This is a genomic window from Effusibacillus dendaii, assembly GCF_015097055.1.
Lineage (GTDB): Bacteria > Bacillota > Bacilli > Tumebacillales > Effusibacillaceae > Effusibacillus > Effusibacillus dendaii.
Map to the genome: position 1 here is coordinate 1,971,755 of NZ_AP023366.1, position 26,368 is coordinate 1,998,122.

The window sequence follows — 26,368 nt, forward strand, 5'->3', positions numbered from 1 at the left end:
TGTGCATGATATAATGAATCGTCGCTATGTGCATAGCGTGGATTGAAAAATATAGTGTGTGAAGCAGAAACCTATCCTTAGATAAAGATAGGTTTCTCGTCATCCTCAAAACATGCTCAAATCAAACCCGCTGTTATTTTCGAGATCAAGGCCGTACTCCCCACTATAAGCACTTTCCTTCAGCGCTAATATTTTCCCATCAAGCAGACTTACCAACCCATTATTCTTCTCCAGTTGCTCCCGTTCCCAGGTAAACAGATTGATAGAATATTGTTGGGCCTTGCGCAGCAAGCGTGATAGATCCTCAATCGTTTCATTGCCGTTCAGCTGCGCAATAATGTCTTTGCCTTCATCGCCATAAGGGACAATAACAGATGTCGTATGGTCATCAATAACATGAAAGTTTTCTGCTGCGGTTCGATAACTATTCACGATAAATAATGGCAGGCTTTCCTTCTTATCCTGTGAATAGGCTATATTATACGAGTTGTGTTTCCTATCAGACGCCAATAACTCTATCATTTCCTTCTTTAATTTCCGTATATAATAATTCAAACTCGAACTGAACTCTGTATAAAACTCCTTAAAATACCTTTCCATTGCCTGAGCAGATAAAATATTGCCGCCATGATGGTTCTGATCGCGCTTGAGATCGACGAGAATCCGCTTGGACAGTTTTTTCCCAACTTTTATTTCCTGCAAATGATCCAGATTCTCCTCTACATGATCAATAACATAAACCTCCTGAATCTCCTGCTCCCCATGACGGTTGCATCTGCCGGCAGCTTGGGCAATGGAATCCAGTCCCGCCAAAGAGCGAATCACACAATCAAAGCTTACATCTACTCCGGCTTCGATCAATTGGGTGCTGATGCATATGACTTTTTCATTATTCACAAGATGTTCTCTCACTTGTCCCAAAATGTGATTCCGATGCGCGGCGCACATCGATGTGCTTAAGTGATAAACGGGCACATCACTCCCTTCCATTTGACGGTATAACCTCTTCACAACCGTTTTCGTATTCAAAATAACAAGCACACTCTGAACCTCGCCTATTTTCTCCACTATAAAATCGGCAAGCTTGTCATTGTTAAACGTCTCTTCCGTTGCTTTATCGACTATTTCCACCCGTTTAAATGCTTCAATTACGCGATCAAGGTTCTGAATGATTTCAGCGTCCGCGTTTATTTCCAGCTTATGCTCGACAAAATCCAGAGCGGGCTGAGTTGCGGTGCAAAGAATGAGGCTGGAATGGCCATAAGTTTTCAAAAAATTCAGCGTCTGATTAAATAGCGATATGCATTTGGTTGGAACCTTCTGCACCTCGTCAAAAATAATGACCGACTCGCTTAAATTATGAAGCCTCCGTATATTCCTGCTGCCTTTGGCATAGAACACGTTCAAAAACTGCACCATCGTCGTAAAAATAATCGGTGAATCCCAGTTATCCTTGGCCAACTTTAACTTTTGTTGCGTATTGATTATGCCATCTTCGTTCTCGTCGTCATCATCCAAATCATCGATGACGTTTGAATGGTGCTCGAGAATATGTCCGTCATCCATTAAAATTTTGCGTACTTCTTCTGCGTTTTGTTCTATTATCGTTGTGTACGGGACTACATACACGATGTGCTTTTTGTTATACAGGCCGGCATGCTTAAGCGCATATCTTAAACTTGCTAATGTCTTACCGCCGCCAGTTGGAATCGATAACGTATAGATCCCCGATGGCTTCTCCGCAAACCGGCCGCACTGATCCGACATTTCTCTCCTAAGCGCATTTATTTGTGTTTTTGCAGCGTCTTGAACTTGGTAGGAGTCAATCTTTTCCATCAGTTTTTCATAATATGCATCAAACAGCTCCTTGCGGCTCGGTTCCGGTTCCACGGTCTTATTTTCTTCAAATAATCTGGTGTTCGTTCGATCGGCATCTATCAAAGCGCTAAAAATAAATTTGGTTAAGAACATCAGCTTACTTTCACTATTCCCCGAATAGGGTTTCATCAGATAAGCTTCCAATTCATCTACTGCTTTAGAAACATATTGCTGAAATTCCGCCTCACTCATCACATGGTCAAAAAAGCACTGCTTCGACCTGTCAAACTCTTTTAATTCGAATTCGTTTTTTTGAACGCGTCTCAAGTAGGGTGACTCCAGATCCGGATTTAAAAAATCGTGAAGATAGGAATGGTGCGATATAATAGCGTTTCCAACGACTTCGGCCAGAATCCAATTAAGTCTGGAAGGAGCCCCTGTATGAAACAGTTGATATAATAACTTCCCCCCCGCCGTTGAATGGTCAACACTTCCTCTCTTCGGCGGAGAATCCGGATTTTTTACAGCTTCTATGATGTATTCTCTAAATTCATGGGTGTACTTACCCATATCATGAAGCATCCCTGCAAGACCTGCTATATGCCTGACTCCAACCTTCTCCCCGAATGATTCCGCCAAATCCTTTACTCCAAGCAAATGCTCCTCGACGCTCTGAATCTGTTTGTCACTTTCACGGATATGGGCGATGTACTTCATTATATCCCTCCTGATTCTTTAACTTTTTCTTAGCTGCATCAATTGAAGGCTAATTCATCCGCATCTGCGATTTTCTTCTCCGGCTTGCGGTCTCTAGCCTCGATAGCGACGGCAGCATCAATGAACCCTTCTTGAAAAGCTTTGCGGGTTAGTTTATCCTGCGTTTCTTGAAAGACTGCCGAATTCTGCAGTTTCTGGACCAACCGACTGTAGAAGGCTTCACTCGGAATTCAATCAGACCCCGTGAAACCACAGTCTATGCTGAATTCGACGCTCTGTTTCACTCGTTTTCGCCAGTCCTTAATAGTCGGAATTCGTTCCACCCGGAACGAACAGGGAAATAAGCATTGTGGCATATAGTTTAACTGAGTCGGTGGCGCCGTATATAGTCTTTTTGGATACCACCCTTAAGAACGGGATAATATCTAACGTTTCGAACAGAAGAGAATACGTCTCCTTGGGGGACATTTCCAACAATTCTTCCAAGGAAAACAAACTGTCTTGGCGAATCCTATACATCGGGAGTTCATCCTTTCATCTCGTGTGTATGGTAGCGGTACTAAACACTTCGAGATTTGGGGAGGCACTCCTTTTTCGATGCTCGGGAAATTCAGTTACAGCAAGGCTTCGAAAGTTATGAAATTGATTCAGCTATACTAAATATACACCATCCTACGGACAACAAGCTGTCAGGGAACGTTTGTTCCGAAAGCCAATCGGCCCCTGAAGACTGCTTCATCTACCACGTATGTTCACTAATTGAACCCAGAAAACTCAACGACTATCAGCTTGGCTTGCCCATTTTTCAAGGTTCGGATTCTTATCTTCAAATCGCACTTCAATACGATTTTGATTTGGGTAATCAGCCTAGCGGTAAAATCTGGTATTCCGTAAAAATAAACCCTTGCTAAAACACCCCCCCGCGAACCCGCATTCTTCCGTCCCCGCTTTTCCCCAATTAAAATAAAGTCTTGCACAACTCCCGCATTTTCTCGATTTTTGATTCCACTTGTTCTATCAGAACTTTATTCTTGTAAAAATAAAGTCGTGATAAAAAAACGGGCTTAAGGCTTGATCGGATGGGGTTTCCCCTTTTTCCTCTCTCCTTATTCCCGCTCTTTATCAAAATTTATTTTGATTTTGGCAACAGTTTATTATGGTTGGCAAGGGTTTATTATTTATCTACAATTTCAACGACATCGATACCACACACTCCACATGAAACGTATGCGGAAACATATCGACCGGTTGCACCTGCTGCGTCTGATACCCCCGATCCTCCAAATACCGAAGATCCCGCGCCAACGTACTCGGATTGCAGCTTACGTAGACGACTCGTTTCGGCTGCATATCGACAATCGTCTGCAGCAGCGCCTCGTCACACCCTTTGCGCGGCGGGTCCACGACAACCACATCTGCCCGCAGTCCCCGCTTCGCGTAAAGCTCCGGGATCACCTTTTCCGCCTGCCCTACCAGAAACTCCACATTCTCGATGCCATTCAAAGCCGCATTTTTCTTCGCGTCTTCAATTGCATCGGCCACCACTTCCACGCCCACGACCCGCTTCGCCTTCTGTGCCAGGAACAACGAGATCGTACCAATCCCGCAGTATGCGTCGATCACTGTTTCATCACCCGTCAACCCCGCATACTCCAGCGCCTTCTGGTACAGGACTCCAGTCTGGATCGGATTCACCTGAAAAAACGACCGGGCCGAAATCGAAAATCGGATATCCCCAATCCGGTCCTCAATCGTGTCTTTTCCCCACAAAGTGATCGTATCGGGCCCAAAAATCACATTGGTAACCGCCGCGTTTACATTCTGAATGATCGACACCAGGTGGGGAATCTCATCTCGTAACCGCGAAACCAACTCATCGATATGCGGGATTTTTCGTCCGTTTGTCACCAGCACGACCATCGTCTCATCCGTGTGGAAACCGACGCGCGCCACAATATGACGCACCAGTCCTTTTCGCGTTGCCTCATCATACGGTGAAATCCTCAAGTCGCCCAGAATCCGTTTCACCCGACTGACAATCTCATCACTGTACGGGTGCTGGATCGGGCAGCCTTCCATATCGATAATCTCATGCGTCCGCGGCGCATAGAATCCGGCCACAATCCTGCCGTCCACCCATCCAACCGGGACTTGCGATTTGTTGCGATATCTCCAAGGATCCTGCATGCCAAGCGTAGGGTAAACGGGAATCGCATCCCCTTCTTCCCCACCCGGCGCCGATTCCAGCCTTACCGCAAACTTCCCTATCCGCTGCAGGGCATCGGCCACCATCTGCTGTTTGTGCTCTAACTGCCCTTCATAAGACATATGCTGCAGATGGCAGCCGCCACAGCGGTGATACACAGGACAAAGCGGTTCCGTCCGGTGGTGGGACGCTTCCAGAACTTCAAGCAGTCTCCCATAAGCAAAGCTTTTCTGTACTTTGACAATCTTTGCTTTTACCCGTTCCCCTCGTATCGCACCGGGAACAAAGACGGCAAATCCTTCATATCGCCCGATGCCTTCCCCTTCGTGCCCTTGGCCGGTAATGTCGAGCTCGATATATTGATTTTTCTCTACCGGAACATTCGTCGTCGCTTTCGCCATTTATCTTTCCCTTACCTTATGTAAAATTCGGTCGGCTGCCGCATGCGCCCGATCACGCCACTCCTCAATCCTTCTCATTAAAACGGCATCCCGATTGCCTGACCTAACAAGATCCGACCGTTCCAATTCCAAAATCCCATCCGCAGCCCCCCGCGCCAGATGCGCAATAACCCGGACATCCGGCAAGACGGAAGGATGAAACCGATCTGCTCTTTCTTCTACGAGCGTAAGCAGTTTAACCAATCCGGACGCCACCTTGGCAAGCGGTGCAATCTGTTTCCGTATGCAGATATCCTGACTGCCGCTATACAGGTGAGCTACCATCTGTACATCCTCGTCTGCGAACCGCAACATATTTTCAGAGAGGGATACCGCTTCGCGGACCACCATTGACCAGTCGGCATCGGCTAGCCCTGTCACTTCGCAACCCCCGGCTCCCCCTCCTCCTTCACAAGCCCCATCCGTTCCCTCTCCACAAGCCTCGTCTGCTCCCTCTTCCCAAGCCTCGGCGGCTCTATCTCCGCTAGTCCCGCCAACTCGCTCACCGCAGACAGCCACCCCATCTCTGCTTCTCGAGTGACGTTCCGATACGCGCGCCGCCAGTTCTGCTAGACTGGACAGCATCGCGCCAATCACCGCGATAACTGCGCCACCGCATGGACTGGGCAGATCCGGTTTGCCGACCTCTCTGCAGAAATCGGTCAGTGGTTCATTCGCATACGCCAAAGGTGTAAGTCCCCTTTCTTTTCTTTTCCTTTCCATCCTATCCTCACTTCACTATACACCAATCCCTGTCTGTCTGCTTGGCGGCTGTTTTTGTCAGTCTTTCCAAAATTCCATTTTTCGCAATCGGAGGAAAAGAAATGAGAAAAAGTCGGCCTCTGCGCTCTTATCTTTTGCAATCGCAGCCGGATCAACCGGTTATTTTGCAAATACGGCGCAAACGGCGGAAGACATTTCAATCATAGTTGAAGACAAACCGGTCTCACCTGATACACAACCTTTTATCTTAAATGACCGGGTGATGGTCCCACTCCGGGCATTGGCCGAATCAATGGGTGCCAATGTTTCCTATGACGTGGTGACAAGTACCGCAACTGTCTATAAAAACAATACAACCTTACAAATCAACTTTCAAACTGGATCGGTCACAAAAAACGACCATGCAATGACCATCAGCCCCGCCCCGCAATCGCCAACAGCCGCTCGATGGTGCCGCTTCGTTTCATTGCGGAGGGATTTGGCAACAAATTGGAATAGACTTCGTAAATCTGCCTAACATCGGCCCCGTCGAATATACGGTAAATGGAACGATGGCAGACAGGGAGAGTGCCGCTCCCAGCCAAATTCCGCAGGATGTACTGGATACAGCGGTCGACGCGACGCCACAGTAACCTGTTCGCCTGGAAATAAATAAAAAGGGATGGGGCTCTTCCCCATCCCTGCTCATTTCTGATACCGTTACATCCGATTTACATAAGCGGAAAATCCATTATTTTCTTCAAACAGCAATTCCACCGTTAATTTCTGCGGATCGAACTGGTGGTATTCGGACAGATACACAGCCACCGAATCGATCAGATCCTGTTCTGTCAAATCGTATCGGTACAACCCGTTTTGCGCTGTCACCAAAGCCGAGAAGCCCTTTTGTTCTTCATAGAACAGCTCAGCTTGCAGGCTTTCCACAGGCCGGTTATGACGCATCGCGGTCAATACGCAGACCGAATCGATCAAGTCTTGCTCGTCGAACAAAATCTTCATAGTTTCCTTCTCCCCATAAAGTAACGGATCAGCCTATACACCAGATAAATGACCAGCAAATCCACCAGAATTCCGATTATCGAAAATCCGCCAAATCCATATCCGCCAAACGGGTGGAACATTCCGGAAAACAGATGTCCCATCAGAGCGCCTGTTGCCATACCGCCCAGGAACGAACCCATCCCTCCGAAGAAAGAAGTTCTTGGTTGTGAAGCCTGATTTACAGGCGGCGTGTTTGTCTGCGGTTTAGTCGCGTTCACAGACGGGCTTTTTACACCGGAACTGTATGACTTGGTTCCCGTTGAACCCGAAACCGGATTGCTTACCCCCGCATGTATATTCGAACCTCCACTGTAGGATCCTCTCACACTGCCAGCTTTCGTGGCAGCATCTGCCACTCCGCTACCCATTACCCCTGCGGCAAACAACAGGGTAAAAATTGCAGTCAACCATTTTTTCATGGTTGATTCCTCCTTTCATGCTTACATATTAGATAATATACAGAAAAAAGAAAAATCGAAGCCTGTCGGGCCCCGATCAAATTTTAATCAAATTATTATTACCGATCAAAACATATCACTGTCTCTTAGCTTTGCTCGTTCGCGCTTTGATTTGCTTGCACAAGCCGCCAAGCAGTTTTATCGATCATCTGATCGCCCAGGTAAGAATCGGCCGACATCATCATACGTGTGGCTCCTTGCAGAACTGATTTGGGCAGAACCACCCAGAACCCGTCAGACCCTTTTTGCAATCGGGCACCGGCAGGCAGATCCATACTGTTCTTCGCCAACTTCTCTGCGGACAAGCGTGAATCCTGAACCGTCAGGTCGAGACGATTCACACCTTCCGGCCGGAAAAATCGAATCCGAACATGATAGGTAATTCGACCCTCGCTGCCGGATCTCGACTTGACCCCCACCCAGAATGCATCATCCGATGCGATGCCGCTCACCGCGGTCAGGTCGGCAGTCGGCAAAAATTCTCTGCTTAGGGTGTCGTCCACCGCATCCGGAAACAAGGGGTTTGACTTTTCCACCGACTCCTGCACATTGCCTGTTCCCTGTACCTTCCCCAGAACAGGCGGCTGGTAGGTCGCAAGCAGGTCATTTTTGCGGATGAAAGCAAGCAGGAAAGGTTCCATTACTTTCATTTGAGTGGCATACCGATTGACGGCGTCATGTTTGGTTGTTTCCTCCTGTTGGTTCATCGGAAGAGTATGCCAACTCGTATCCAAATGTTGAAACGCATAGGGAGGATCTAGCGTTCGGTTCGGTTCATACAGCCAAGGCGCCGGGAAACCGCCATGATGCACCAGATAAAACCATTCGTTTATCGGTTCTTTCCTTTGCGCCAACGTGTAGCTTACGAACGCTTGTGTCGCCCAATGGTCGTGGTGCTGGTCGTGCGGATCCGGATATACAATATCGGTCGGGTGAAACTGGTCAATAATGGAGGACAGATTTTTAACCACATTTTCCCCTGCGTACGGCGCCCCTTTTTCATAACTGAAATCGTAGGGAGACCGATCGCTGCCATTTCGCCCCCGATGGAGATGATCGCGGTCCCAATTCTCTTCCCATAGCCCATTCGTTCCACCGTCCGGATAACCCAAAAACAGAATATCTGATTGCTTGACCCCCAATCGGTTTAAAGCCGCAATCGACTCCGCTCGCCGCGCTTTCCCTAATCGTTGATAGTCAGCAGGTTTGGGTGATACGACCCCAAAATTTTCGATGACCGCTCGTTCATATCCGTCGCCGCATGTCATAATCACGACTTTGACCTGTTTCTTTTGGGCCAATGCTTTTTGAATCAGTGCTGCGCCGCCCAGTGTCTCATCATCGGGGTGCGGGGCCACAAACAGAATGCGATTTCCAAATTGCACCAACTGATTGTTCATTGCCCGGTTCGCAACCAAAAAATCAGCTAGGAAAGGCCGGTATAAAACCAGACCCAGAATCAGTACGACTGCCAACAGGGCAACCCAAACCGTTTTTTTGCGGATCTGGAACAAAGGAAATCCCCCCGCGTAGAAGAATATCAGTCTTTGCCCTAGGTTGCGCCATTGAAGATAAATTATGCCAGTACTGGCCCTTTCTCAACCGGCAGACGGATAAAAAATTGCGTTCCCTTTCCCTTCTTGCTAACCACCTTGATCTTGCCATGAAAAGATTCGATAATTCGGTAGGAAACCATCAACCCCAAACCGGTTCCGCTTCGTTTCATCGAATAACACGGAGTTCCCAAACGTTCAATCTCCTGTGGCGTCATGCCAATTCCCTGGTCTTTGATCTCAACGGTTGCAATTTCCTCCACCTGCTGCGTGAAGTCCACTTCCTCGACATGTTCTGCCTGCGGTTTCGCAAACGATAAATAGCCGCTAATAATCGATTGCGCACGGTCCAGTTCGAGGATCTTGTCTTTCTGAATACGGGCGCAAGTAAAATCGCACCGAGAGCTACTAGCGAGGTTACAATAAGCGCTGTCGGAATCCCGATTCCGCCCAAATACCAGCGGAAGCCAATTAATTTGGCAAATACGGCCAGCCTTTCCTTCCATCCGCAATATAAGAAAACGATAATTAAGCAGACGGTCCGCAAATCAAAATTAAAACCATTATCCAATTTTAACGGGAAAACCATGCACAAAACGATAGAAACTCCAAACAGAAGAACGGTCAGATAAGGGAGCGCTTTTTTCTGTTCTTCCGTTTCCTTATGTCCCAAAAAGAAATACATCTTTCCAATCGTCCATGCTTTTCCCGCGGCTTGCTGCAGTTCCTACACCACAACCTGTAAATGGTGCTTCAAAACGCGAAATTCCTTTGGAAGCGTTCCTCCGTATTCACCATCCAAATTGAGTTCCACCTTTTCCTTTGACGTTACTTTCAACCATTCGGTTTGAAAATAAAGAACTCTCTCGTTATGAACATGTTCTCCCCGGAGAGCTTGTGTAGCCAACCGGATCATATCAGGAATCGAAGCCTGCTTGACTACCATCACATCGAACAATCCGTCCGCCAAATTGGCGTCGGGAGCGATATTTTCAAATCCGCCAACCCGGTTTGAATTGCATATCAGACACAACATCGCTTTTCCGGAAAATCCGAAACTGGCCGCTTCAATCTCCAGATGAATGGCTCCCAATTGAGGGATTTTCTCCAATCCCTTCATGTAATAAGCCAACTGTCCGAGAGCCGTCTTCATCCGACTGGGAACCTCGTAGGTAATTTCCGTTATTCGGCCACATCCGGCAATATTAATGAAAAATCGGTCATTTACCTGCCCAACATCTAACGGTTTGTATTGCAAATCCGTAATTCGCCTGGCAGCTTCCTTCAGATCGCGAGGCAGCCCTAGTGCTCTGGACAGATCGTTGCTGGTGCCTGCAGGAAGAATCCCAAGTAAAGGCCGGACCTCAAACGGGGACAGTCCATTCACTACTTCGTTTACCGTTCCATCTCCCCCGGCAGCTATCACAAGATCATACGCTTCCTCTGCCGCCCTTTTGGCCGCCTCTACTGTATCATCCGAATTTTTTGTCATATGGCAGGTTGTCTCCAATCCTGCCGAATCGAAAATATCGAGAATTTCAGGCAATTGCTGCCGCATCATTTCTTTGCCGGACGATGGATTGTAGATCAGTCTGGCCCTTTGTTTGACCATGAGTACGCCCCTTCTTTATTCCGTTAGTAAAACTTGTCCTTCGCCATAAAATGTGGAATACCCCAAGCGAACTTGGGGTAAATCACTGCCGCAGAAGCATTGTTTTTATGACTGAATACGTTCCAGAATCAGCTTGTTCAGCAGTTGCGGATTTCCTTTCCCTTTCGTTGCTTTCATCGCCTGTCCGACGAGAGCTCCTAACGCTTTTTCTTTCCCCGCTTTGTAATCCGCAACCGATTGCGGATTGTTGGCAATAATTTCTTCCACAATCTTGACAAGTTCGCCTTCGTCGGAAATTTGCACCAGACCTTTGTCCTGGATGATCGTTTCCGGGTCGCCGCCTGTCGCAAACATCTCCTCGAAGACCGTTTTGGCGATCTTGCTGGAAATCGTTCCTTTGTCGATCAGGCTGATTAATTTGCCAAGACCGGCAGGAGTCACTTTCGTTTCGCCAATTTCCAACCCGGCTTCATTCAGATGCCCCATCAGTTCACCCATGATCCAGTTGGAAGCCGCTTTTGCGTTGTCCGTATGCTGCAGCGTCTGTTCAAAGAAATCGGATACAGCTTTTGATGATGTCAACACTTCCGCATCATAGGACGGCAATCCCAACTTTTCCATGTACCGGGTTTTTCGCTGATCGGGCAGCTCCGGAATGGCAGCTTTGATTTCACTGACCCATTCCTGACTAATGACCATTTTTACCAAATCGGGTTCCGGAAAATATCGATAGTCATGCGCCTCTTCCTTCGAGCGCATGACGATCGTTTCATTTCTCGCATCATCCCATCGCAAGGTCTGCTGCACAATCGTACCGCCCGAGCGGAGCACATCCGCCTGTCGTCCCTGTTCGTATTCAAGCGCCCGCTGAACATTGCGGAACGAGTTCATATTTTTCAATTCCGTTTTGGTTCCAAACTGTTTCTGACCAACCGGCCGCAATGAAATGTTCGCGTCACAGCGGAGCGATCCTTCTTCCATTTTGACGTCGGACACTTCACAATACTGCATGATCGCTTTCAGCTTCTCCAGATAGGCGCGCGCCTCTTCAGGCGTCCGGATATCCGGCTCGGAAACGATTTCGATCAACGGTACGCCCACCCGGTTATAGTCAACAAGTGAGTAACCGCCAGACGAATGAGTCAATTTTCCGGCATCCTCTTCCAGATGAACGCGCGTGATCCCAATCCGTTTCGTTTCCCCGTTTACCTCAATCTCAATCCAGCCATGTTCGCCAACCGGCTTGTCATACTGGGAAACCTGATAGGCTTTTGGCAGATCAGGGTAAAAATAGTTTTTGCGGTCAAACTTGCTTTCCTCCGCTATCTTACAGTTCAACGCAGCCGATGCCTTGATGGCAAATTCCAGGGCCTGCCGGTTCAATACAGGCAAAACGCCGGGATGTCCCAGACAGATCGGACACACATTTGTATTCGGCGGCGCACCGAAATGAGTCGGGCAGCCGCAAAAAATTTTGGATTGCGTTTTTAACTCTACATGCACTTCCAGTCCAATGACCGTTTCAAATTGTGTGGCCACCGCTTCTGTCATGCCTGTACACCCCCTGCAACAGACGGACGCAAATTCAGATTGGCCGTTTGTTCATACGCATGAGCGGTTTGCAGAATGGTGCTTTCTGCAAACGCTTTGCCGATAATTTGAAGTCCAACCGGCATTCCGTCCGCCAACCCGCATGGCACGGAAATACCCGGCAGGCCTGCCAGATTAACCGGTATGGTGTATATATCGTTTAGGTACATCGTCATCGGATCCTCCGTCTGCTCCCCAGCCTTAAACGCAACGGTGGGAGCGGTTGGGGATACGATTACATCGAATTTTTCAAATACCCGGTCAAAATCCTGTTTGATCAGCGTTCTTACTTTTTGTGCCCGCAAGTAGTACGCGTCATAATAGCCGGAAGAAAGCGCGTAGGTTCCCAACATAATACGGCGTTTGACTTCCGCGCCGAAACCTTTCGCCCGTGTCTGCTTGTACATATCGATCAAATCGTCTGCTTCGACGCGGACTCCATAACGAACTCCGTCATAGCGGGCCAAATTGGAAGATGCTTCGGCCGGCGCAAGCAGATAATAACAGGCCACCGCATATTTTGTATGCGGCAGGGTGACTTCTTCAACAACCGCTCCCTGCGATTCAAGCAGCCGAATCGCATCCAGCACCCGGTCCCGGACAGCCGGGTCCAACCCTTCCGCAAAATACTCTTTCGGCATGGCAATCCGCAGTCCCTTAATATCCCTGTTCAATGCAGCCGAATAATCGGGAATTTCCAGATTGGCGGATGTCGAATCCAACTCGTCATAACCGGCAATCGCCTGCAGAACGGCTGCCGTGTCTTCCACATTTCGCGCAAAAGGTCCAATCTGATCGAGCGAGGAAGCATACGCAACCAGACCGAAACGGGATACAAGACCGTACGTCGGCTTTAGACCGACCACACCGCAATAAGACGCCGGCTGCCGAATCGAACCTCCGGTATCAGAGCCAAGCGAGAACGGAACTTGACCAGCCGCTACAGCAGCAGCCGAGCCTCCCGACGAACCGCCTGGCACACGCTCCAGATTCCAAGGGTTGCGTGTGGGATAAAAAGCCGAATTTTCGTTGGAAGAGCCCATGGCAAACTCGTCCATATTCGTTTTCCCGACCATCACAAAATTCTGCTCCTGCAGTTTTGTTACTGCTGTTGCGGAATAAGGCGGTATATAATTGGCCAGAATCTGACTCGCACAGGTTGTTTTGATTCCTTCGGTACACATGTTGTCTTTAATGGCACCCGGAATTCCGTATAGTAGCGGAAGATTTCCGTCTGGCAAACGGTCCAATTTTTGCGCCTGATCAATTGCCTGTTCCGCTGTAACCGTCAGAAATGACTTGACTTGGCTGTCCGTCTGTTCAATTTTCTGCAGAGCTGCTTGCGTAAGTTCAGATGGCCGAATTTCTTTGCTTTTGATTTTTTTATGTAAACTTTGGATCGATTCATCCAAGATGCTCATCTTATCCCTCCATTACGGCAGGTACCCGGAACTGTCCTTCGTCCTCGTCGGGTGCATTCGATAGTGCCTGTTCGTTTGTCAACCATTGGCGGGTCCGGTCATCCCGCATTACGTTCTGTATCGGCAGCACGTGGCTGGTCGGTTCCACATTTTCGAGATCGAGCTTTTGCAATTCTTCCGCATGCTGCAGAATTTTGTTCAACTGTTCCGTGTATTGCTCCATCTCTTGATCGGTCAGCTTCAACCGCGCCAGATTGGCCACATGAGCGACATCTTTACTCGTTATAGACACGTATTCCACCTCCGCAATCACGTCCGAAATCATTTCCTGATTATAGCACAACCGATAAATGCTTACCAGTTGCGAAACTCGCGGCCAAAAATGGCCGAATTTGACCAATCAGCGCTCGCTGTGCTTCGAATCCGTTTAAATCTATATTTCATGCTAATGAATAGCGAGGGAAGGGGAATTTGGATGATTGAACATAAAGGGGAAGAAAATGATGATGGAATATCACATTTTTATACTTTCTAAGCTGTTGGAATAGCCCTCGCAGCAACTGTAGAGCTACGAGGGCTTTATGTTCATCGATTTGCCTTAATTGCTACTTCCGTTTTCATAAGGTTTGATTAATCCATACAACGTCTTGATTGTAGGAATTTCAATCCCGGCCTGCTTCGCAAGTCGGACCGCTGCTCCCTGCAGACTTTCCACTTCCAACGGGAGTCCTTTCCGAAAATCTTGATGCATCGAGGAAGTAGATCCTTCCGGCAGTTTAGAACACTGGTCCACACTTATATCAATAAATGACTCTGCAAGATTGACACCTTTGTGCCTCGCCAATTGCCACATCTCAACTAACGATTGACGGAACACCTCTTTCGTCGGTTCGCATTTCAACACCTTATCAATCGACAGACGGCTGGCGGTTGTGACACCTGAATAAGCGGTAATATAGCCATACTTGTTCCAAATGTCCGCTTGAATGTCTTCGCTTAGCACCAGCTTCATGTTGGCACCCTTCGCAGCGACCGTCAATTCTTCGCAGAAAGCCTGTTGCTCGGGCACCAGAGGACCAAACCGAACTTCATGTGCCAGATTTGTATGTAAAATACGCCCCTCCGCATCTAACGTCGATATAATATAGCAGAGTCCGCCAAGAATCTTACCTTTGCCGAATTCCTTTTCCAAAAGATCATAGTGTTCTACGCCGTTTAACAACGGCAACACATAAGCTCCCTTTTCCACCAAGGGACGCATTTGATCAATGGAACCGGGAATGTGATAATTCTTGACCCCGAGAATAATCAAATCACAACCTTCAATCTGATCTGTACGGGTTGCGATCTTCGGTACAAGCTGATCGTCTCCTCGCGGGCTTTGAATTACGAGTCCTGTTTGCTTCAATTGTTCCGCTCTTTTTTCCCTGACCAGATACGTAACATCTGCTCCTGCCTGCTGCAACCGGCCGCCGAAATACCCGCCAACCGCTCCTGCTCCGACTACTGTGATTTTCATTGGTAGTCACCTTCCTGTCTAATTTAGAGTAATTTTTTTAATTATCCCGAAATCCGGCGAAAAAGAAAAGAATTTTCAAAACATGACATTTCCCGGGAATTATCGACAAGGGGAAAGCGCCAAAAGCTCATAATATGCCTAAACCTTATCAGAAAGGCATCTGTTGTCAGAGAATGCAATAGTATACCGAATTATGCAAGCACTTCCGGGTACCAACCCGGCCGGTCTGTCATATGATGAATCAGCCTATTTTGCTTAAGAGGAAAGGGCGGATCAAATGAGCTCCGAAAGTGAATATTATCCGAAACGAGTACCGCCACAACAGCAACACAGACAACCTGGCATCGAATCCATCATGGTGCCAAGGCCGATTTTTGACGACCCAGGTTATCAGCCGAGTGGCAAATTACACAACAAGGTGGCACTTATCACAGGCGGCGACAGCGGCATTGGCCGGGCAGTGGCAGTCGCATTTGCAAAAGAGGGTGCCCATATTGCCATTTCGTACCTGGATGAACACACAGACGCACAGGAAACCTGGCATTACATCGAACGGTTGGGACGAAAATGTATTCTTTTGCCCGGGGATGTCGGTTATGAGAACGTATGTCAGCATGTTGTCAAAACCACAGTGGAGCAGTTCGGCAGAATCGACGTACTTGTCAACAATGCCGGCGAGCAACACGTGCGGGAAAGTATTTTGGAGCTTCCATCTGAACAGTGGGAGCGCACATTTCGAACCAACATTTTCTCCATGTTTTACTTAACCAAAGCGGCCGTCCCTTATATGAAAAAGGGCAGTTCCATCATTAACACTGCCTCGATTGTCGCCTACCAGGGATTCAAAACGATGATTGATTATTCGGCAACAAAGGGAGCTGTTGTGAGCTTTACACGCTCCTTGTCTCTTAATCTGATCGAACAGGGAATTCGGGTCAACGGTGTTGCGCCAGGCCCGATTTGGACCCCATTGATTCCTGCTTCCTTTACCTTGCAGCAAGTTGCGGAATTTGGCAGTGATACGCCGATGGACAGACCCGGTCAGCCAGTTGAATTGGCTCCCGCCTATGTGTATCTCGCTTCTGATGATTCTTCCTATATGTCTGGACAGATTTTGCACGTTAACGGCGGACAAATTGTAAACGGTTAAATCTAATCATATAGGAAAAAAGGCGGGTGCATGCTCACATGCATCCGTCTTTCTTTGATTTCTTTAATCAGTAGTGACTTCACCCGTCCAGGCCAGCATGCCGCCTTGTAAGTTATACAGCTTTTCAAAACCATGCTGTTTTAAAAGATTATAAGCCATTATACTGCGCCTGCCACTTCGACAAATTAACAAATATTCGTGATCCGGATTCAATTCGCCGATCCGCGACTCCAATTCGCCAAGCGGAATCAGCTTCGCTCCCGAAATATGCCCGCCCGCATATTCTTCCGGCTGACGAACGTCAATCAATTCCAGCTGCTTGTTTTTTTTTCAACAAGTTCAGTTCTTCTGGTCCATTTACATGTTTGTACACGGTTAAATCCTCCATTGAAACCCCTCCATAGCGCGATCCGGCAGTTTACTGCCGTGACGCGACTTGTGCCCTTTGGGTGCATAGCGAGACCTGGTGTGTCTATGCTTTTTTCATCATAACGATCCTGCCGATTTCTTGCAAATTCTGAAGGACAGTTACAGATGATTTACCCCAATTCGTTCGATATATGGCATAATAAGGTCAATCATATCTATTAAAATCCAATCAAAATAAGGAGTTTGCAAATGAGAAAAATTCTCTTGGTTACATTCTTATCCTTGCTGGCCGCCGGATGCTCAACCGCTTCCGAACCGGCCCATCAACATACAACTTCATCGGACGCTCTGCAAAACTCAAACATGGATGAAAGCAAAGGAGACATCTTTCAGAAAACTTCATCCGCCGATCATCTGCCATCTTTCGTCACGAACAAACCGCAAGCGATCCAGGACGCTTATAAGACGGCAGGCAAAAACATCAGCCTGCTGCAAAAAATGCCCTGCTATTGCGGATGCGGGGAAATTGGCCACAAAAGCAACGCAGATTGTTTCGTGCAGCAAACCACTTCTGACGGTATCGTCTGGAATTCACATGCCACAACCTGCAACACCTGCATGAACATTGCCCTGGACGCCGCCAAAATGCAATCGGAAGGAAAGTCCGAAATAGAAATCCGGGCTTACATTGATTCCACCTACAGTAAAACAGGCCAAAAACCGACACCCACACCGATGATTAACTAATTCACAAATTCTATCAAATAAGAGAAACGCCTGCTTGCCATAACGGGTTCACTTTTAAGGGTGCAATAGTATCGTTAAATTTCTTTGAAATGACAATATTATTTTTGCATCTCAAAAGTGAACCCGTAATGCCTGCCAGACGCTTCTTTCAATGGTTAACCGCTATTTATTTACCAATACAACGATGATCGATACGAGAGAGAAACAGATGCCTAACAAGTAAAGGAATGCGACCGTTTGAATCTGGGTCAATCCCGACTGCATCAACTGATGGAATGTATGCCCTTTGTCCGCCTTGTAAATCGGGCGATTTTCCTTCAGCCGCCGAATCGTAACATAAAAGAAATCGAAAATCGGAACGCCCAGAGCCAACACAGGTACCACCAAAGATACAAGCGTGGCCGCCTTAAACGCCCCTTCCACTGCAATGGCCGACAAGGTAAAACCGAGAAATGTCGCCCCCGAATCCCCCATAAAAATTTTCGCCGGATGGAAATTGTGACGCAGAAACGCAAGCGAAATGGCGATCAGCGTTACGGCGTACATGGCACTGGTTGGCTGCCCTTTCAACAGAGAAATGAACAGGAGTGTGGTCGCCGAAATGGCAGCGATTCCGCCAGCCAAACCGTCCACCCCGTCAAGAAAATTAAACATGTTCGTAATACCGACCACCCACAACACAGTAGCCAATACAGATACCCAATAAGTAAACTGATAATAGCCCAACCCACCGAATGGAATCGTAATTCCTTCAATGCGCACATCAAAGTATATCAAAATGGAGGCGGCTGCAATTTGTGCGATAAATTTTGGAAGAGCAGGAAAATCCTTGCCCCTCGTCTTCATGTAATCATCGATCAAACCGACCAGAAAAATAACCAGGGCCCCCAACATAAGCCCCACATATTCCGATGATCGTTCGCCCATAATCAGCGTGGTAACGAAGAAACCGACGAACATGGCGGCTCCGCCTAACAACGGAATCGGATCGGTGTGGATTTTCCGCTGGTTCGGAATGTCTACAAAACCGGTTTTTAACGCAATCTTCCTCATGACGGGAACTAAAGCGTAGACAACCAAAAAGGCAAGAGTAAATGTAAATAACTGTTGCATCGTAAGAAAAGCCTCCCACCTGCGAGTCTTACCTATTAGGATGTTCCGTTTGCGTGATTTCTTCCATGGGAAAATCTTTATCCGCAAGTCCCCCTCATTATATCAGACAACGGTAAACGAAAGGAATACATATTTAACAGTTCAAAATCATACGTTCTAATGACGGATGTTTTGTTTGATTCAGGAGGTGAGATTTTTGAGTCTGAACGCTATTCTTGCCGTGATTGCCTTACCCGTCGTATTCGTGCTGGGCAGATATTCTTCCCGTTACCGGTTTGTGCGGGTGCGTCCCCGTTATCGACAAAACGTCAAAGAATTTATCAGAGGCAAATAACCCTCATGCAGAAATAGTCGCACCGCAAGGTACGACTTTTTTTGTCAAACTCCCTACAAATAGGCCTCCAGTTTTTGCCGTTTCAATTCCTGGATGAGTTCCTTAATGTGCTGCGAACGATATTTCGAACAGACCAGCGTAATATCTTCCGTATCCACCACAATGATATCCTGGATGCCCAGCGTTGCAATCAGCTTGTCTCCCGCATTGTGAATAATGCAGTCATGCGTGTCCAGGTTGATGACATTGCCCTGAATCACATTATCAAACGGGTCCCGTTCCGAAATTTTGTCAAGCGCTCCCCAACTGCCCACATCGTTCCAGCCGAAATCGCAGGGAACCATGTAGATGTTGTCCGCTTTTTCCATCACTCCATAATCGATCGAAATGGCTGGCAAACGAGGATATACCTGTTCCAGCACCGCCTGCTCCATGCTGCTGTCCAGCACCGGTCGAATGATTTCCAGACCGTGATGAAGATCCGGGAGATACTGCTCAATCATTCTCCGGATAGTATTGGTATGCCATAGGAACATACCTGTATTCCAATACAAATTGGGCTTCGTAATAAACGTTTCGGCTGTCTCCCGGTTTGGTTTCTCATGAAACCGTTCCACCTTATACCCGTGCAAAATCCGGTCATACTCTGCCTCGGACACCTGCATATATCCATAACCGGTTTCCGGATAGCTGGGTTTGATGCCAAGCGTTACCACACCGCGAGATCGCTTCAGTACTTGACGGCCTTTCTGGATGCTCTCAATAAAAATTTCTTCGTCTTCCACATAATGATCGGCCGGTACCACCAGTAATTCACTATTCGGTTGCCGGTTTGAAATTTTAGCGGCTGCCAGCCCGATACAAGCGGATGTATCTCTTCCGACCGGCTCCAATATCAGATTTCCCACCGGCAATTCGGGCAATTGAAGCCGAACAATATCCCGGTAATTTACATGGCTCACAATATGAATATGGGAGAGCGGGACAAATTTACGCAACCGGTCCACCGTCATTTGCAGCATCGAGCGATTCCCCGCAATGGTCAAAAACTGTTTTGGCCACTGCATCCGGCTTAACGGCCAAAAACGTTCTCCTTTGCCCCCCGCCATTACAATTACGTTGAGTTGATTCATGCTTACGGCCCCCCGTAGTCGTTCATTGAATGAGCCGCTACCCCCGCCCGCTGTTTCCAGGTCCACAAGCTGTTAATCGCAAAATTCCAGCCGGTCATAAGCACGATTCCAATTGCGTTGGCTAACAGGGCGGGCAGGAGGAAACGGTCATGAAGCACATACAGTACGGTCAAATTGATGGCAATCCCAAACACCGATACGATCAGATATTTCAAGTAGCGAACCAACAAGAGATCCTGCTTGTCCCCCGGCCAGGTAAACGTATCGTTGAGAATAAAATTGGATGTCATCGCCACAAGAGCGGAAAAGAAACCGGACCAAACGACAGACCACCGCAACAGTTCGTAAAACACCGTAAAGGCTCCCATATTTACCGCGACCCCGGACAGTCCGACAAGCAGAAACAAAAGAAGCCTTCTGTCTTCCGGACTGGCGGCCACCAACCTTCCCACATGACGAATGTAATTCAATTGTTCCCGAAGACTCATTTTGGATTCATCCCGATGCCGCTCCTGGAATGCATATGGGATTTCCAACGCATTCTTATAATTCCCTTTCACCAGAATTTCAAGCAGGATTTTCCAGCCAATCGGATTCCATTTGATGCCTTCAATAACCTGTTTCCTCAGCATAAAAAAACCACTCATCGGATCGGTCACTTTCCGGACCCGGCGCAAAGCGGCCTGTCCAATGAGGCGGGCGCTTTTCGAAATGATTTTGCGGTGTAGGGCCAGTCCCCGGTCTTCTCCCCCCTGTAAAAATCGACTGGGAAGCACCAGATCGACTCCCTGCTGAATTTTCACCAACATTTCGGCCAGCAGTTCCGGCGGATGCTGCAAATCCGCATCCATAACCGCCAGCACGTCCCCTTTGGCCGCTTCAAATCCCCGTATAACGGCAGTCGCCAATCCCCGTTCAGACGCCCGATGAATATAGCGGAATTGCGGGTAACGGTTCGCCACCTCCTGCAAGATATCCGGTGTATCATCTGTACTGTCGTCAACAAAAATAACTTCATACTCTTCGCCGTGCAAAGCCCCCCGAATCCGGTCCGCCAGCAGCGGGATGTTCCCTTTTTCGTTGTACGTAGGTATGATGACGCTGATCATAGATGCCTCCTTCTCAACCACCGCGATGTGCAGTTTTTGACAGGAATTTCCGTATCGTTTAGTATGTTGACTGAAAAACGAGGTGAACACATGAGCCGCCGGGATGCTTGGATCTATTCGTTTATCCTGTTTCTTGTACATAAAGTCTCCGTGTTTGGAGCCAGTCTTTTCTTTGTCAGTCGATCGATGCCCTTTCATTCGATAAAGGAGTACTTGCAGTATGCCCTAATTCAAAATTTTGTACGATGGGATTCACTCTGGTATCTCCGGATTGCAACAGATGGATACGCCGAATTAAAACGGGCCGCATTTTTTCCGCTGTATCCCTATCTGATTCGCGGACTGCACTTTGCATTCGATATGCCGTACCGCATTGGCGGTCTTTTGATCGCAAACGTGACGCTTTTGTTGGCCCTCTATCTGCTGCTGCGTCTGCTTGCAAGGGATTTCAGCCGTTCGCATGCCGTTTACACAGGTCTGCTGCTTGTAGTGTTTCCCACATCGTTTTATTTTTCTGCGCTGTACACAGAATCTTTGTTCCTGTTCCTGACAGTCGGCTGCCTGCTTTCGATCCGCCAAGAAAAATGGCTGCTCGCAGGCATATTCGGATTTTTTGCGGCGCTTACCCGAAACACAGGATTTCTGCTTGTCTTTCCATTTTTGTATGCCTACCTGTCAGCGCGCAACTTTCAGTGGCGGCAGATACGTCCGGATATTGTGGCGATAGCCTTGATTCCGACCGGATTGATTGTCTACATGACACTTTTATTTTTCAAAATCGGGGACCCGCTCGGTTTCGTCCGCGCCCAGAAATTTTGGAACCGTACTTCTTTATGGCCATGGGCCACTTTGTGGTACGGAACTTGGGACATTCTGACAAAACCGCGCCGGGGCTGGCCGCTGTGGGATCATGCGTATGAAGCAATCGCCGCCTATTTGGAGCTTCTGCTGATCGGTTTATCCCTCTGGAAACAGAAGTGGCGGCTGCCAAACGAGTACCTGTTGTATTTGGTCCCGGCCGTTATCGTTCCCCTCTGCTCACCCAGTATTGGCAACTCGTATTTTTACAGCATTCCACGCTTTATTATAGTACTGTTCCCCTTGTTTGCCATCTGGGCCCTGATTTTTAAAAACAAAAGATCGATCGGAATCGCGGCTCTTCTCAGCGTGGCAGGTCAATGGTACCTAATGGACAAATTCACCCGCGACTTTTTTGTATTTTAAAGAAAAGAAAACCAAACAGAACCAAACAGAACCAAACTAAAACAAATTAAACCAAATTGATGAATTGACGAAACTCTTGAAATCAAATACACTGGTTTTGATTTCACCGGACAAAGAGGTGCGGCGGGGATGAGTAGCAATCCGTTTTTGACGGCAGAGGAAGCTGCCGATCTGCTCAAAATTTCGAAATATACGCTGTATGAATTGGTAAAACGGGCGGAACTCCCTGCCCAACGGGTAGGCCGCCAACTGCGGTTCCACCGGGACGAGCTGAACCAGATCTTACGCGGTTCGGTTGTGGCAACAGGAACAGCCGATTCACAACAGGAAAGCTCAGAAATCAACCTGCTGCCAGATGATAGGAACACGTCTATTCGCCAATACGCGGCAGATTTGAGATTTGTCGGCAGCCATGATCCTGTAGTGGAGATGTTGGCGGAATTTTTAAAATACGCCTCTCCTTCGGTTGTACTGGACTGTGCCTTTACCGGCAGCATGGAAGGTCTGCACTCCCTGTATCAAGGTGAGGCAGAATTGACAGGTATTCATCTGTGGGATGAAAAAACGGGTGAATACAATCTTTCCTTCATCGAGTATCTGCTTCCCGGCGAATCTGTAACGGTCGTCAATCTGGCTCAGCGTGTGCAGGGGTGGATTGTTCCGCCCGGCAACCCGCTGCAGATGAGGACGATGCAGGATATCGCCAAACCGGGCGTGCGCTTTATCAACCGGCAAAAAGGTTCCGGCACTCGATTGCGAATCGATTCGTTCCTGCGAAAATCGGGCATTCCGTCTGCTTCCATCACCGGCTATGAATTCGAGGAGACGACCCATTTTGGCGTCGCCTACCGGATCGCAAACGGAGAAGCAAATGCAGGAATTGGCGTACAAACCTCCGCCAGTCGGCTCGGACTTGATTTTGTTCCACTGTACCATGAGCGTTATGACCTGGTTTGTTTGGAGAAAACCGTCCAAACGACGCACTGGAAGCAGCTTCTGGCCGTTCTCCGCTCACCCGCTTTTCAAAATGCGATTCGCAGCCAGGCAGGTTATGACCCCACTTTAACCGGTACGTACATACAGAGAGGAGAAAAAGTATGAAACAATCATTGAAACGTTTTCGTTCCCTATTGGTTACGACGGCCACCATGTTTGCTCTGGTCGGCTGCGGTAATTCAGCGGCTCCTGCTCCCCAGCAGTCCACTCCCGCCGCGCAACCTCCGACACCATCGAATCCGAACATTATTCTTGCGACAACCACCAGCACGCAGGACAGCGGTTTGCTTGATGTTCTGATTCCCGAATTTGAGAAGAAAACCGGTTATCACGTTAAAACAGTTGCCGTGGGAACCGGCCAAGCATTGGCGATGGGAGAGAAAGGCGAAGCGGATGTTCTTTTGACACACGCCCCCTCCTCCGAAAAAAAATTGGTCGACAATCAAACGGTCATCAACTATCAATTGGTTGCCCATAACGATTTTATCCTTGTCGGACCACCATCCGATCCTGCCAAAATCAAAGGGATGAAAACGGCAGTAGAAGCGTTTAAGGCGATAGCAAACAGCAAGTCGACATTTATATCCAGAGGTGACAATTCCGGTACCGACAAAATGGAAAAATCCTTGTGGAAAACGGCCAACATCCAGCCAAAAGGTGCCTCCTGGTACCAGGAAAGTGGGCAAGGAATGGGCCAAACGCTCAACGTTACCTCCGATAAAGGCGGCTATACGTTAACAGACCGTGCCACCTATCTGGCGCAAAAGAAAAACCTGAATCTGGACATTCTGGTAGAAGGCGAAAAATCCTTGCTGAATATCTATCACGTCATGCAGGTAAATCCGGATAAATTCCCGAAAGTCAATAAAGAGGGGGCCAAAGCGTTCGACGACTTTATGGTCGCTCCAGATACACAGAAAATGATCGGAGATTTCGGTAAAGATAAATTCGGTCAGGCCTTGTTTTTTCCGGATGCCGGCAAGAAAATGGAGGACCTTGGAAAGTAAAGACAAGGAAGTGGAAAAATGGATTTAATCTGGCAAGGGTTGCTGAAAGCCTTTCATATACTGGTCACCGGTGATCCGGAAGTTATGCAGATCACGCTATTAACGTTAAAAATATCAGGTATCGTCACCTTGCTCAGTATTCTAATCGGGGTTCCTTTAGGAACTTTTTTGGCATTATTTCAGTTTCCCGGACGCCGCTTTCTGTTTAGCGTCATTAATACCAGTATGGGACTGCCGCCCGTTGTGGCAGGCGTATGGATTACCATTTTTCTTTGGCGCTCGGGTCCATTGGGCTATTTGGGTCTGCTATATACGCCAACAGCTATCATTATCGCACAATTTGTAATCGCTACGCCTATCATTATCGGATTGACGTCTGCAGCCATTCAACAGACAGACCCCAAAATGCATTTGCAGATTCGGGCGCTTGGTGCCACCCGTTTCCAGTATCTATGGTTTCTTTTAAAAGAGACCCGCTATTCCCTGCTGGGGGCTGTGATCGCCGGGTTTGGCCGGGTCGTGGCAGAAGTCGGGGCTTCCATGATGGTGGGCGGAAACATTAAAGGGGACACCCGCGTGTTAACCACCGCCACCATGTTGGAAGTATCGAAAGGAAATTTTGACGTGGCCATCGCATTAAGCATCATTCTTGCGATCCTGTCCTATATTGTGACACTCTGGTTCACCTTTGTGCAGCAACGGAATCGGGGAGGGGGATCTTATGATTACGGCACAAAATATTAACTGGCGGGTACGCAAGAAAATCATCTTGCAGAACATCGACTTTTCCCTGCAAAAAGGCGAATTGGCCGGTTTAGTCGGACCGAATGGTTCCGGCAAAAGCAGTCTGTTAAAAATCCTTTCGTTTCTGCAGCGCCCCACCTCAGGAACGATCCAGTTTCAGGGAATGCCGGTTGGAAATCGGGTTTCGATTGACATCCGCAGAAAAATTGCAGTCGTTTTTCAAGAACCGCTATTGTTTAACACCACTGTTTTTGAAAATGTCGCATCCGGTTTAAAAATGCGCCGGACACCGAAAGATGAAATACGATTGCTTTGTGAAACCTGGCTGAACCGATTTGGCGTCGGGCATGTAATCGAGCAGCATGCCCGTTCCCTGTCGGGCGGTGAAGCGCAGCGGGTGAGTCTCGCCCGGGCGTTTGTTCTGGATCCTGATGTGCTGTTTCTTGATGAACCGTTTTCCGCATTGGATGCCCCGGCCAAAGAATCGCTCGTGACCGACCTCCAATCCATTTTGCAAACGACCGGTACGACAACTGTCTTGGTCAGTCATGATTATCGCGATATTCTGAGATTGGCGAACCGGGCGCTCGTAATGCAGAACGGCCGTCTGATTGCAGATGGCGCACCACTTGCTTTGCTGAACCATCCGCCAAACGAGCAGGTTGCAGATTTCCTGCGCCATTGGCGAAATTTTCCAGAGACCGTTGACAATCCGTTTGTATATTTGCAACCGTAGAGGAGCGTTTTTTGATGACAAACCATGATGAGAATGTAACGTCTCAAATTAGCCGCTCATTTCTTAACTTTGTGCTTTATCCAGACCAAGAGCGCCAGCAATCTTTGTATTCCTTGCTGCAATCAATTATCGAACATGTCCAATTTGACCGTATGTGTTTTGAACTCCTCTATCTTCGTACATTCATGGTTGATTACACGACAACACTTCTATTCGGAGAAAGCCAACTCCGCAATAACATACTGGATTCATTTTACGAACAACTGAAATCGGCCGCAAATGACAGCCCGGTACATACTGTGCTGCTGGAAGGAGTCAAAAGCCGGCTGGCCCTTTATGCAGAAGCGGTTAACGAACCTCTTCACAACGAGTTGGGGTGGAATGTCGGAACAGTGTTTGCGGGGATGCTTGAACAAGAACAAAATTCATTCGTGGTGATGGTCGGCGATAACCTTTACAAGCAATATTATCAACAGATCTCTCAGCTTGTCCTGCAGCATCACGCACCTAACAGCGAATATCATTAGAATGAAGGTTCACATTCTTTCAGCATCTGCGGAACCAACTGAAAAACTCCTCCCTTTATGGAAGGAGTTTTGGCATTTCGA

27 protein-coding genes are annotated in these 26,368 nt (G+C 48.0%); 10 read left to right on the plus strand and 17 right to left on the minus strand.

What is annotated here, in order from left to right:
- Positions 1-105 precede the first annotated feature (105 nt).
- From cas3 to skT53_RS10690, 3 genes are all read right to left on the minus strand, one after another.
- Positions 106-2,535: a CRISPR-associated helicase Cas3' gene (cas3, locus tag skT53_RS10680; protein WP_200756755.1), complete on the minus strand. Its 2,430-nt coding sequence runs from the start codon at positions 2,533-2,535 to the stop codon at positions 106-108.
- 1,182 nt (positions 2,536-3,717) lie between these two features.
- Complete coding sequence (rlmD, locus tag skT53_RS10685) at positions 3,718-5,142, minus strand: 23S rRNA (uracil(1939)-C(5))-methyltransferase RlmD (protein WP_200756757.1); 1,425 nt, start codon at positions 5,140-5,142, stop codon at positions 3,718-3,720.
- Positions 5,143-5,904: a hypothetical protein gene (locus skT53_RS10690; RefSeq protein WP_200756759.1), complete on the minus strand. Its 762-nt coding sequence runs from the start codon at positions 5,902-5,904 to the stop codon at positions 5,143-5,145.
- 202 nt (positions 5,905-6,106) lie between these two features.
- Between skT53_RS10690 and skT53_RS19190 the strand changes: the two genes are divergently transcribed.
- Positions 6,107-6,421: a copper amine oxidase N-terminal domain-containing protein gene (locus skT53_RS19190; protein WP_226375441.1), complete on the plus strand. Its 315-nt coding sequence runs from the start codon at positions 6,107-6,109 to the stop codon at positions 6,419-6,421.
- A 182-nt stretch (positions 6,422-6,603) separates the two neighbouring features.
- Here skT53_RS19190 and skT53_RS10700 read toward each other — a convergent pair whose 3' ends face one another.
- The 10 genes from skT53_RS10700 to skT53_RS10745 form a co-directional block, all read right to left on the minus strand.
- Entirely contained in the window at positions 6,604-6,903 is a 300-nt protein-coding gene (locus skT53_RS10700) for a DUF2653 family protein (protein WP_200756763.1), read from the minus strand.
- Positions 6,900-7,364 (minus strand): hypothetical protein, encoded by a 465-nt coding sequence (locus skT53_RS10705; RefSeq protein WP_200756765.1) that lies wholly within the window; start codon positions 7,362-7,364, stop codon positions 6,900-6,902. The genes skT53_RS10700 and skT53_RS10705 overlap by 4 nt, the downstream gene beginning before the upstream one ends.
- Positions 7,365-7,489: 125 nt before the next feature.
- Positions 7,490-8,917, minus strand: a complete 1,428-nt coding sequence (locus skT53_RS10710; RefSeq protein ID WP_226375185.1) for a PIG-L deacetylase family protein — start codon at positions 8,915-8,917, stop codon at positions 7,490-7,492.
- Positions 8,918-8,979: 62 nt separating this feature from the next.
- Positions 8,980-9,288 carry an ATP-binding protein gene (locus skT53_RS19195; protein ID WP_404828964.1) on the minus strand — a complete coding sequence of 103 codons (309 nt, stop codon included), beginning with the start codon at positions 9,286-9,288 and terminating at the stop codon, positions 8,980-8,982.
- Positions 9,171-9,641, minus strand: coding sequence for a LytS/YhcK type 5TM receptor domain-containing protein (locus tag skT53_RS19200; RefSeq protein WP_200756769.1), 471 nt, complete (start codon positions 9,639-9,641; stop codon positions 9,171-9,173). The genes skT53_RS19195 and skT53_RS19200 overlap by 118 nt, the downstream gene beginning before the upstream one ends.
- Before the next feature lie 42 nt (positions 9,642-9,683).
- Positions 9,684-10,568, minus strand: a complete 885-nt coding sequence (locus skT53_RS10725; RefSeq protein ID WP_200756771.1) for a diacylglycerol kinase — start codon at positions 10,566-10,568, stop codon at positions 9,684-9,686.
- 105 nt (positions 10,569-10,673) lie between these two features.
- A complete protein-coding gene (gene gatB / locus skT53_RS10730; protein WP_200756773.1) occupies positions 10,674-12,119 on the minus strand; it encodes an Asp-tRNA(Asn)/Glu-tRNA(Gln) amidotransferase subunit GatB in 1,446 nt (481 codons plus the stop codon).
- A complete protein-coding gene (gene gatA, locus skT53_RS10735) occupies positions 12,116-13,579 on the minus strand; it encodes an Asp-tRNA(Asn)/Glu-tRNA(Gln) amidotransferase subunit GatA (RefSeq protein ID WP_200756774.1) in 1,464 nt (487 codons plus the stop codon). The genes gatB and gatA overlap by 4 nt, the downstream gene beginning before the upstream one ends.
- Before the next feature lies 1 nt (position 13,580).
- On the minus strand, positions 13,581-13,871 hold the full coding sequence (gene gatC / locus skT53_RS10740) for an Asp-tRNA(Asn)/Glu-tRNA(Gln) amidotransferase subunit GatC (RefSeq protein ID WP_318978445.1): 291 nt from the start codon (positions 13,869-13,871) through the stop codon (positions 13,581-13,583).
- 306 nt (positions 13,872-14,177) lie between these two features.
- Complete coding sequence (locus skT53_RS10745; protein ID WP_200756776.1) at positions 14,178-15,098, minus strand: ketopantoate reductase family protein; 921 nt, start codon at positions 15,096-15,098, stop codon at positions 14,178-14,180.
- Between the two features lie 277 nt (positions 15,099-15,375).
- On the opposite strand from skT53_RS10745, the gene skT53_RS10750 reads away from it, so the two are divergent.
- Complete coding sequence (locus skT53_RS10750; protein ID WP_200756778.1) at positions 15,376-16,248, plus strand: SDR family oxidoreductase; 873 nt, start codon at positions 15,376-15,378, stop codon at positions 16,246-16,248.
- A gap of 63 nt (positions 16,249-16,311) precedes the next feature.
- On the opposite strand, the gene skT53_RS10755 is transcribed toward skT53_RS10750, so the two are convergent.
- Positions 16,312-16,557 (minus strand): rhodanese-like domain-containing protein, encoded by a 246-nt coding sequence (locus tag skT53_RS10755; RefSeq protein ID WP_226375187.1) that lies wholly within the window; start codon positions 16,555-16,557, stop codon positions 16,312-16,314.
- A gap of 309 nt (positions 16,558-16,866) precedes the next feature.
- Between skT53_RS10755 and skT53_RS10760 the strand changes: the two genes are divergently transcribed.
- Positions 16,867-17,364, plus strand: a complete 498-nt coding sequence (locus tag skT53_RS10760; protein WP_200756780.1) for a PCYCGC motif-containing (lipo)protein — start codon at positions 16,867-16,869, stop codon at positions 17,362-17,364.
- A 162-nt stretch (positions 17,365-17,526) separates the two neighbouring features.
- Here skT53_RS10760 and skT53_RS10765 read toward each other — a convergent pair whose 3' ends face one another.
- Entirely contained in the window at positions 17,527-18,477 is a 951-nt protein-coding gene (locus tag skT53_RS10765; RefSeq protein WP_200756782.1) for an MraY family glycosyltransferase, read from the minus strand.
- Between the two features lie 196 nt (positions 18,478-18,673).
- Between skT53_RS10765 and skT53_RS10770 the strand changes: the two genes are divergently transcribed.
- The gene (locus tag skT53_RS10770; protein WP_200756784.1) at positions 18,674-18,811 is read left to right on the plus strand and encodes a hypothetical protein; all 138 of its coding nucleotides are present in this window, start codon (positions 18,674-18,676) and stop codon (positions 18,809-18,811) included.
- A gap of 53 nt (positions 18,812-18,864) precedes the next feature.
- Here skT53_RS10770 and skT53_RS10775 read toward each other — a convergent pair whose 3' ends face one another.
- On the minus strand, positions 18,865-19,944 hold the full coding sequence (locus skT53_RS10775) for a mannose-1-phosphate guanylyltransferase (RefSeq protein ID WP_200756786.1): 1,080 nt from the start codon (positions 19,942-19,944) through the stop codon (positions 18,865-18,867).
- A gap of 2 nt (positions 19,945-19,946) precedes the next feature.
- Positions 19,947-21,053: a glycosyltransferase gene (locus tag skT53_RS10780; protein ID WP_200756788.1), complete on the minus strand. Its 1,107-nt coding sequence runs from the start codon at positions 21,051-21,053 to the stop codon at positions 19,947-19,949.
- Positions 21,054-21,143: 90 nt separating this feature from the next.
- Between skT53_RS10780 and skT53_RS10785 the strand changes: the two genes are divergently transcribed.
- The 6 genes from skT53_RS10785 (at position 21,144) to skT53_RS10810 (ending at position 26,287) form a co-directional block, all read left to right on the plus strand.
- The gene (locus skT53_RS10785; protein WP_200756790.1) at positions 21,144-22,277 is read left to right on the plus strand and encodes a mannosyltransferase family protein; all 1,134 of its coding nucleotides are present in this window, start codon (positions 21,144-21,146) and stop codon (positions 22,275-22,277) included.
- Positions 22,278-22,406: 129 nt separating this feature from the next.
- On the plus strand, positions 22,407-23,378 hold the full coding sequence (locus skT53_RS10790) for a helix-turn-helix transcriptional regulator (protein ID WP_200756792.1): 972 nt from the start codon (positions 22,407-22,409) through the stop codon (positions 23,376-23,378).
- Positions 23,375-24,280, plus strand: a complete 906-nt coding sequence (locus skT53_RS10795) for an ABC transporter substrate-binding protein (protein WP_226375188.1) — start codon at positions 23,375-23,377, stop codon at positions 24,278-24,280. The genes skT53_RS10790 and skT53_RS10795 overlap by 4 nt, the downstream gene beginning before the upstream one ends.
- A gap of 18 nt (positions 24,281-24,298) precedes the next feature.
- A complete protein-coding gene (locus tag skT53_RS10800; RefSeq protein WP_200756794.1) occupies positions 24,299-25,024 on the plus strand; it encodes an ABC transporter permease in 726 nt (241 codons plus the stop codon).
- Positions 25,002-25,760: an ABC transporter ATP-binding protein gene (locus tag skT53_RS10805; protein ID WP_200756796.1), complete on the plus strand. Its 759-nt coding sequence runs from the start codon at positions 25,002-25,004 to the stop codon at positions 25,758-25,760. The genes skT53_RS10800 and skT53_RS10805 overlap by 23 nt, the downstream gene beginning before the upstream one ends.
- A gap of 14 nt (positions 25,761-25,774) precedes the next feature.
- Positions 25,775-26,287, plus strand: a complete 513-nt coding sequence (locus skT53_RS10810) for a hypothetical protein (RefSeq protein ID WP_200756798.1) — start codon at positions 25,775-25,777, stop codon at positions 26,285-26,287.
- Positions 26,288-26,368 lie beyond the last annotated feature (81 nt).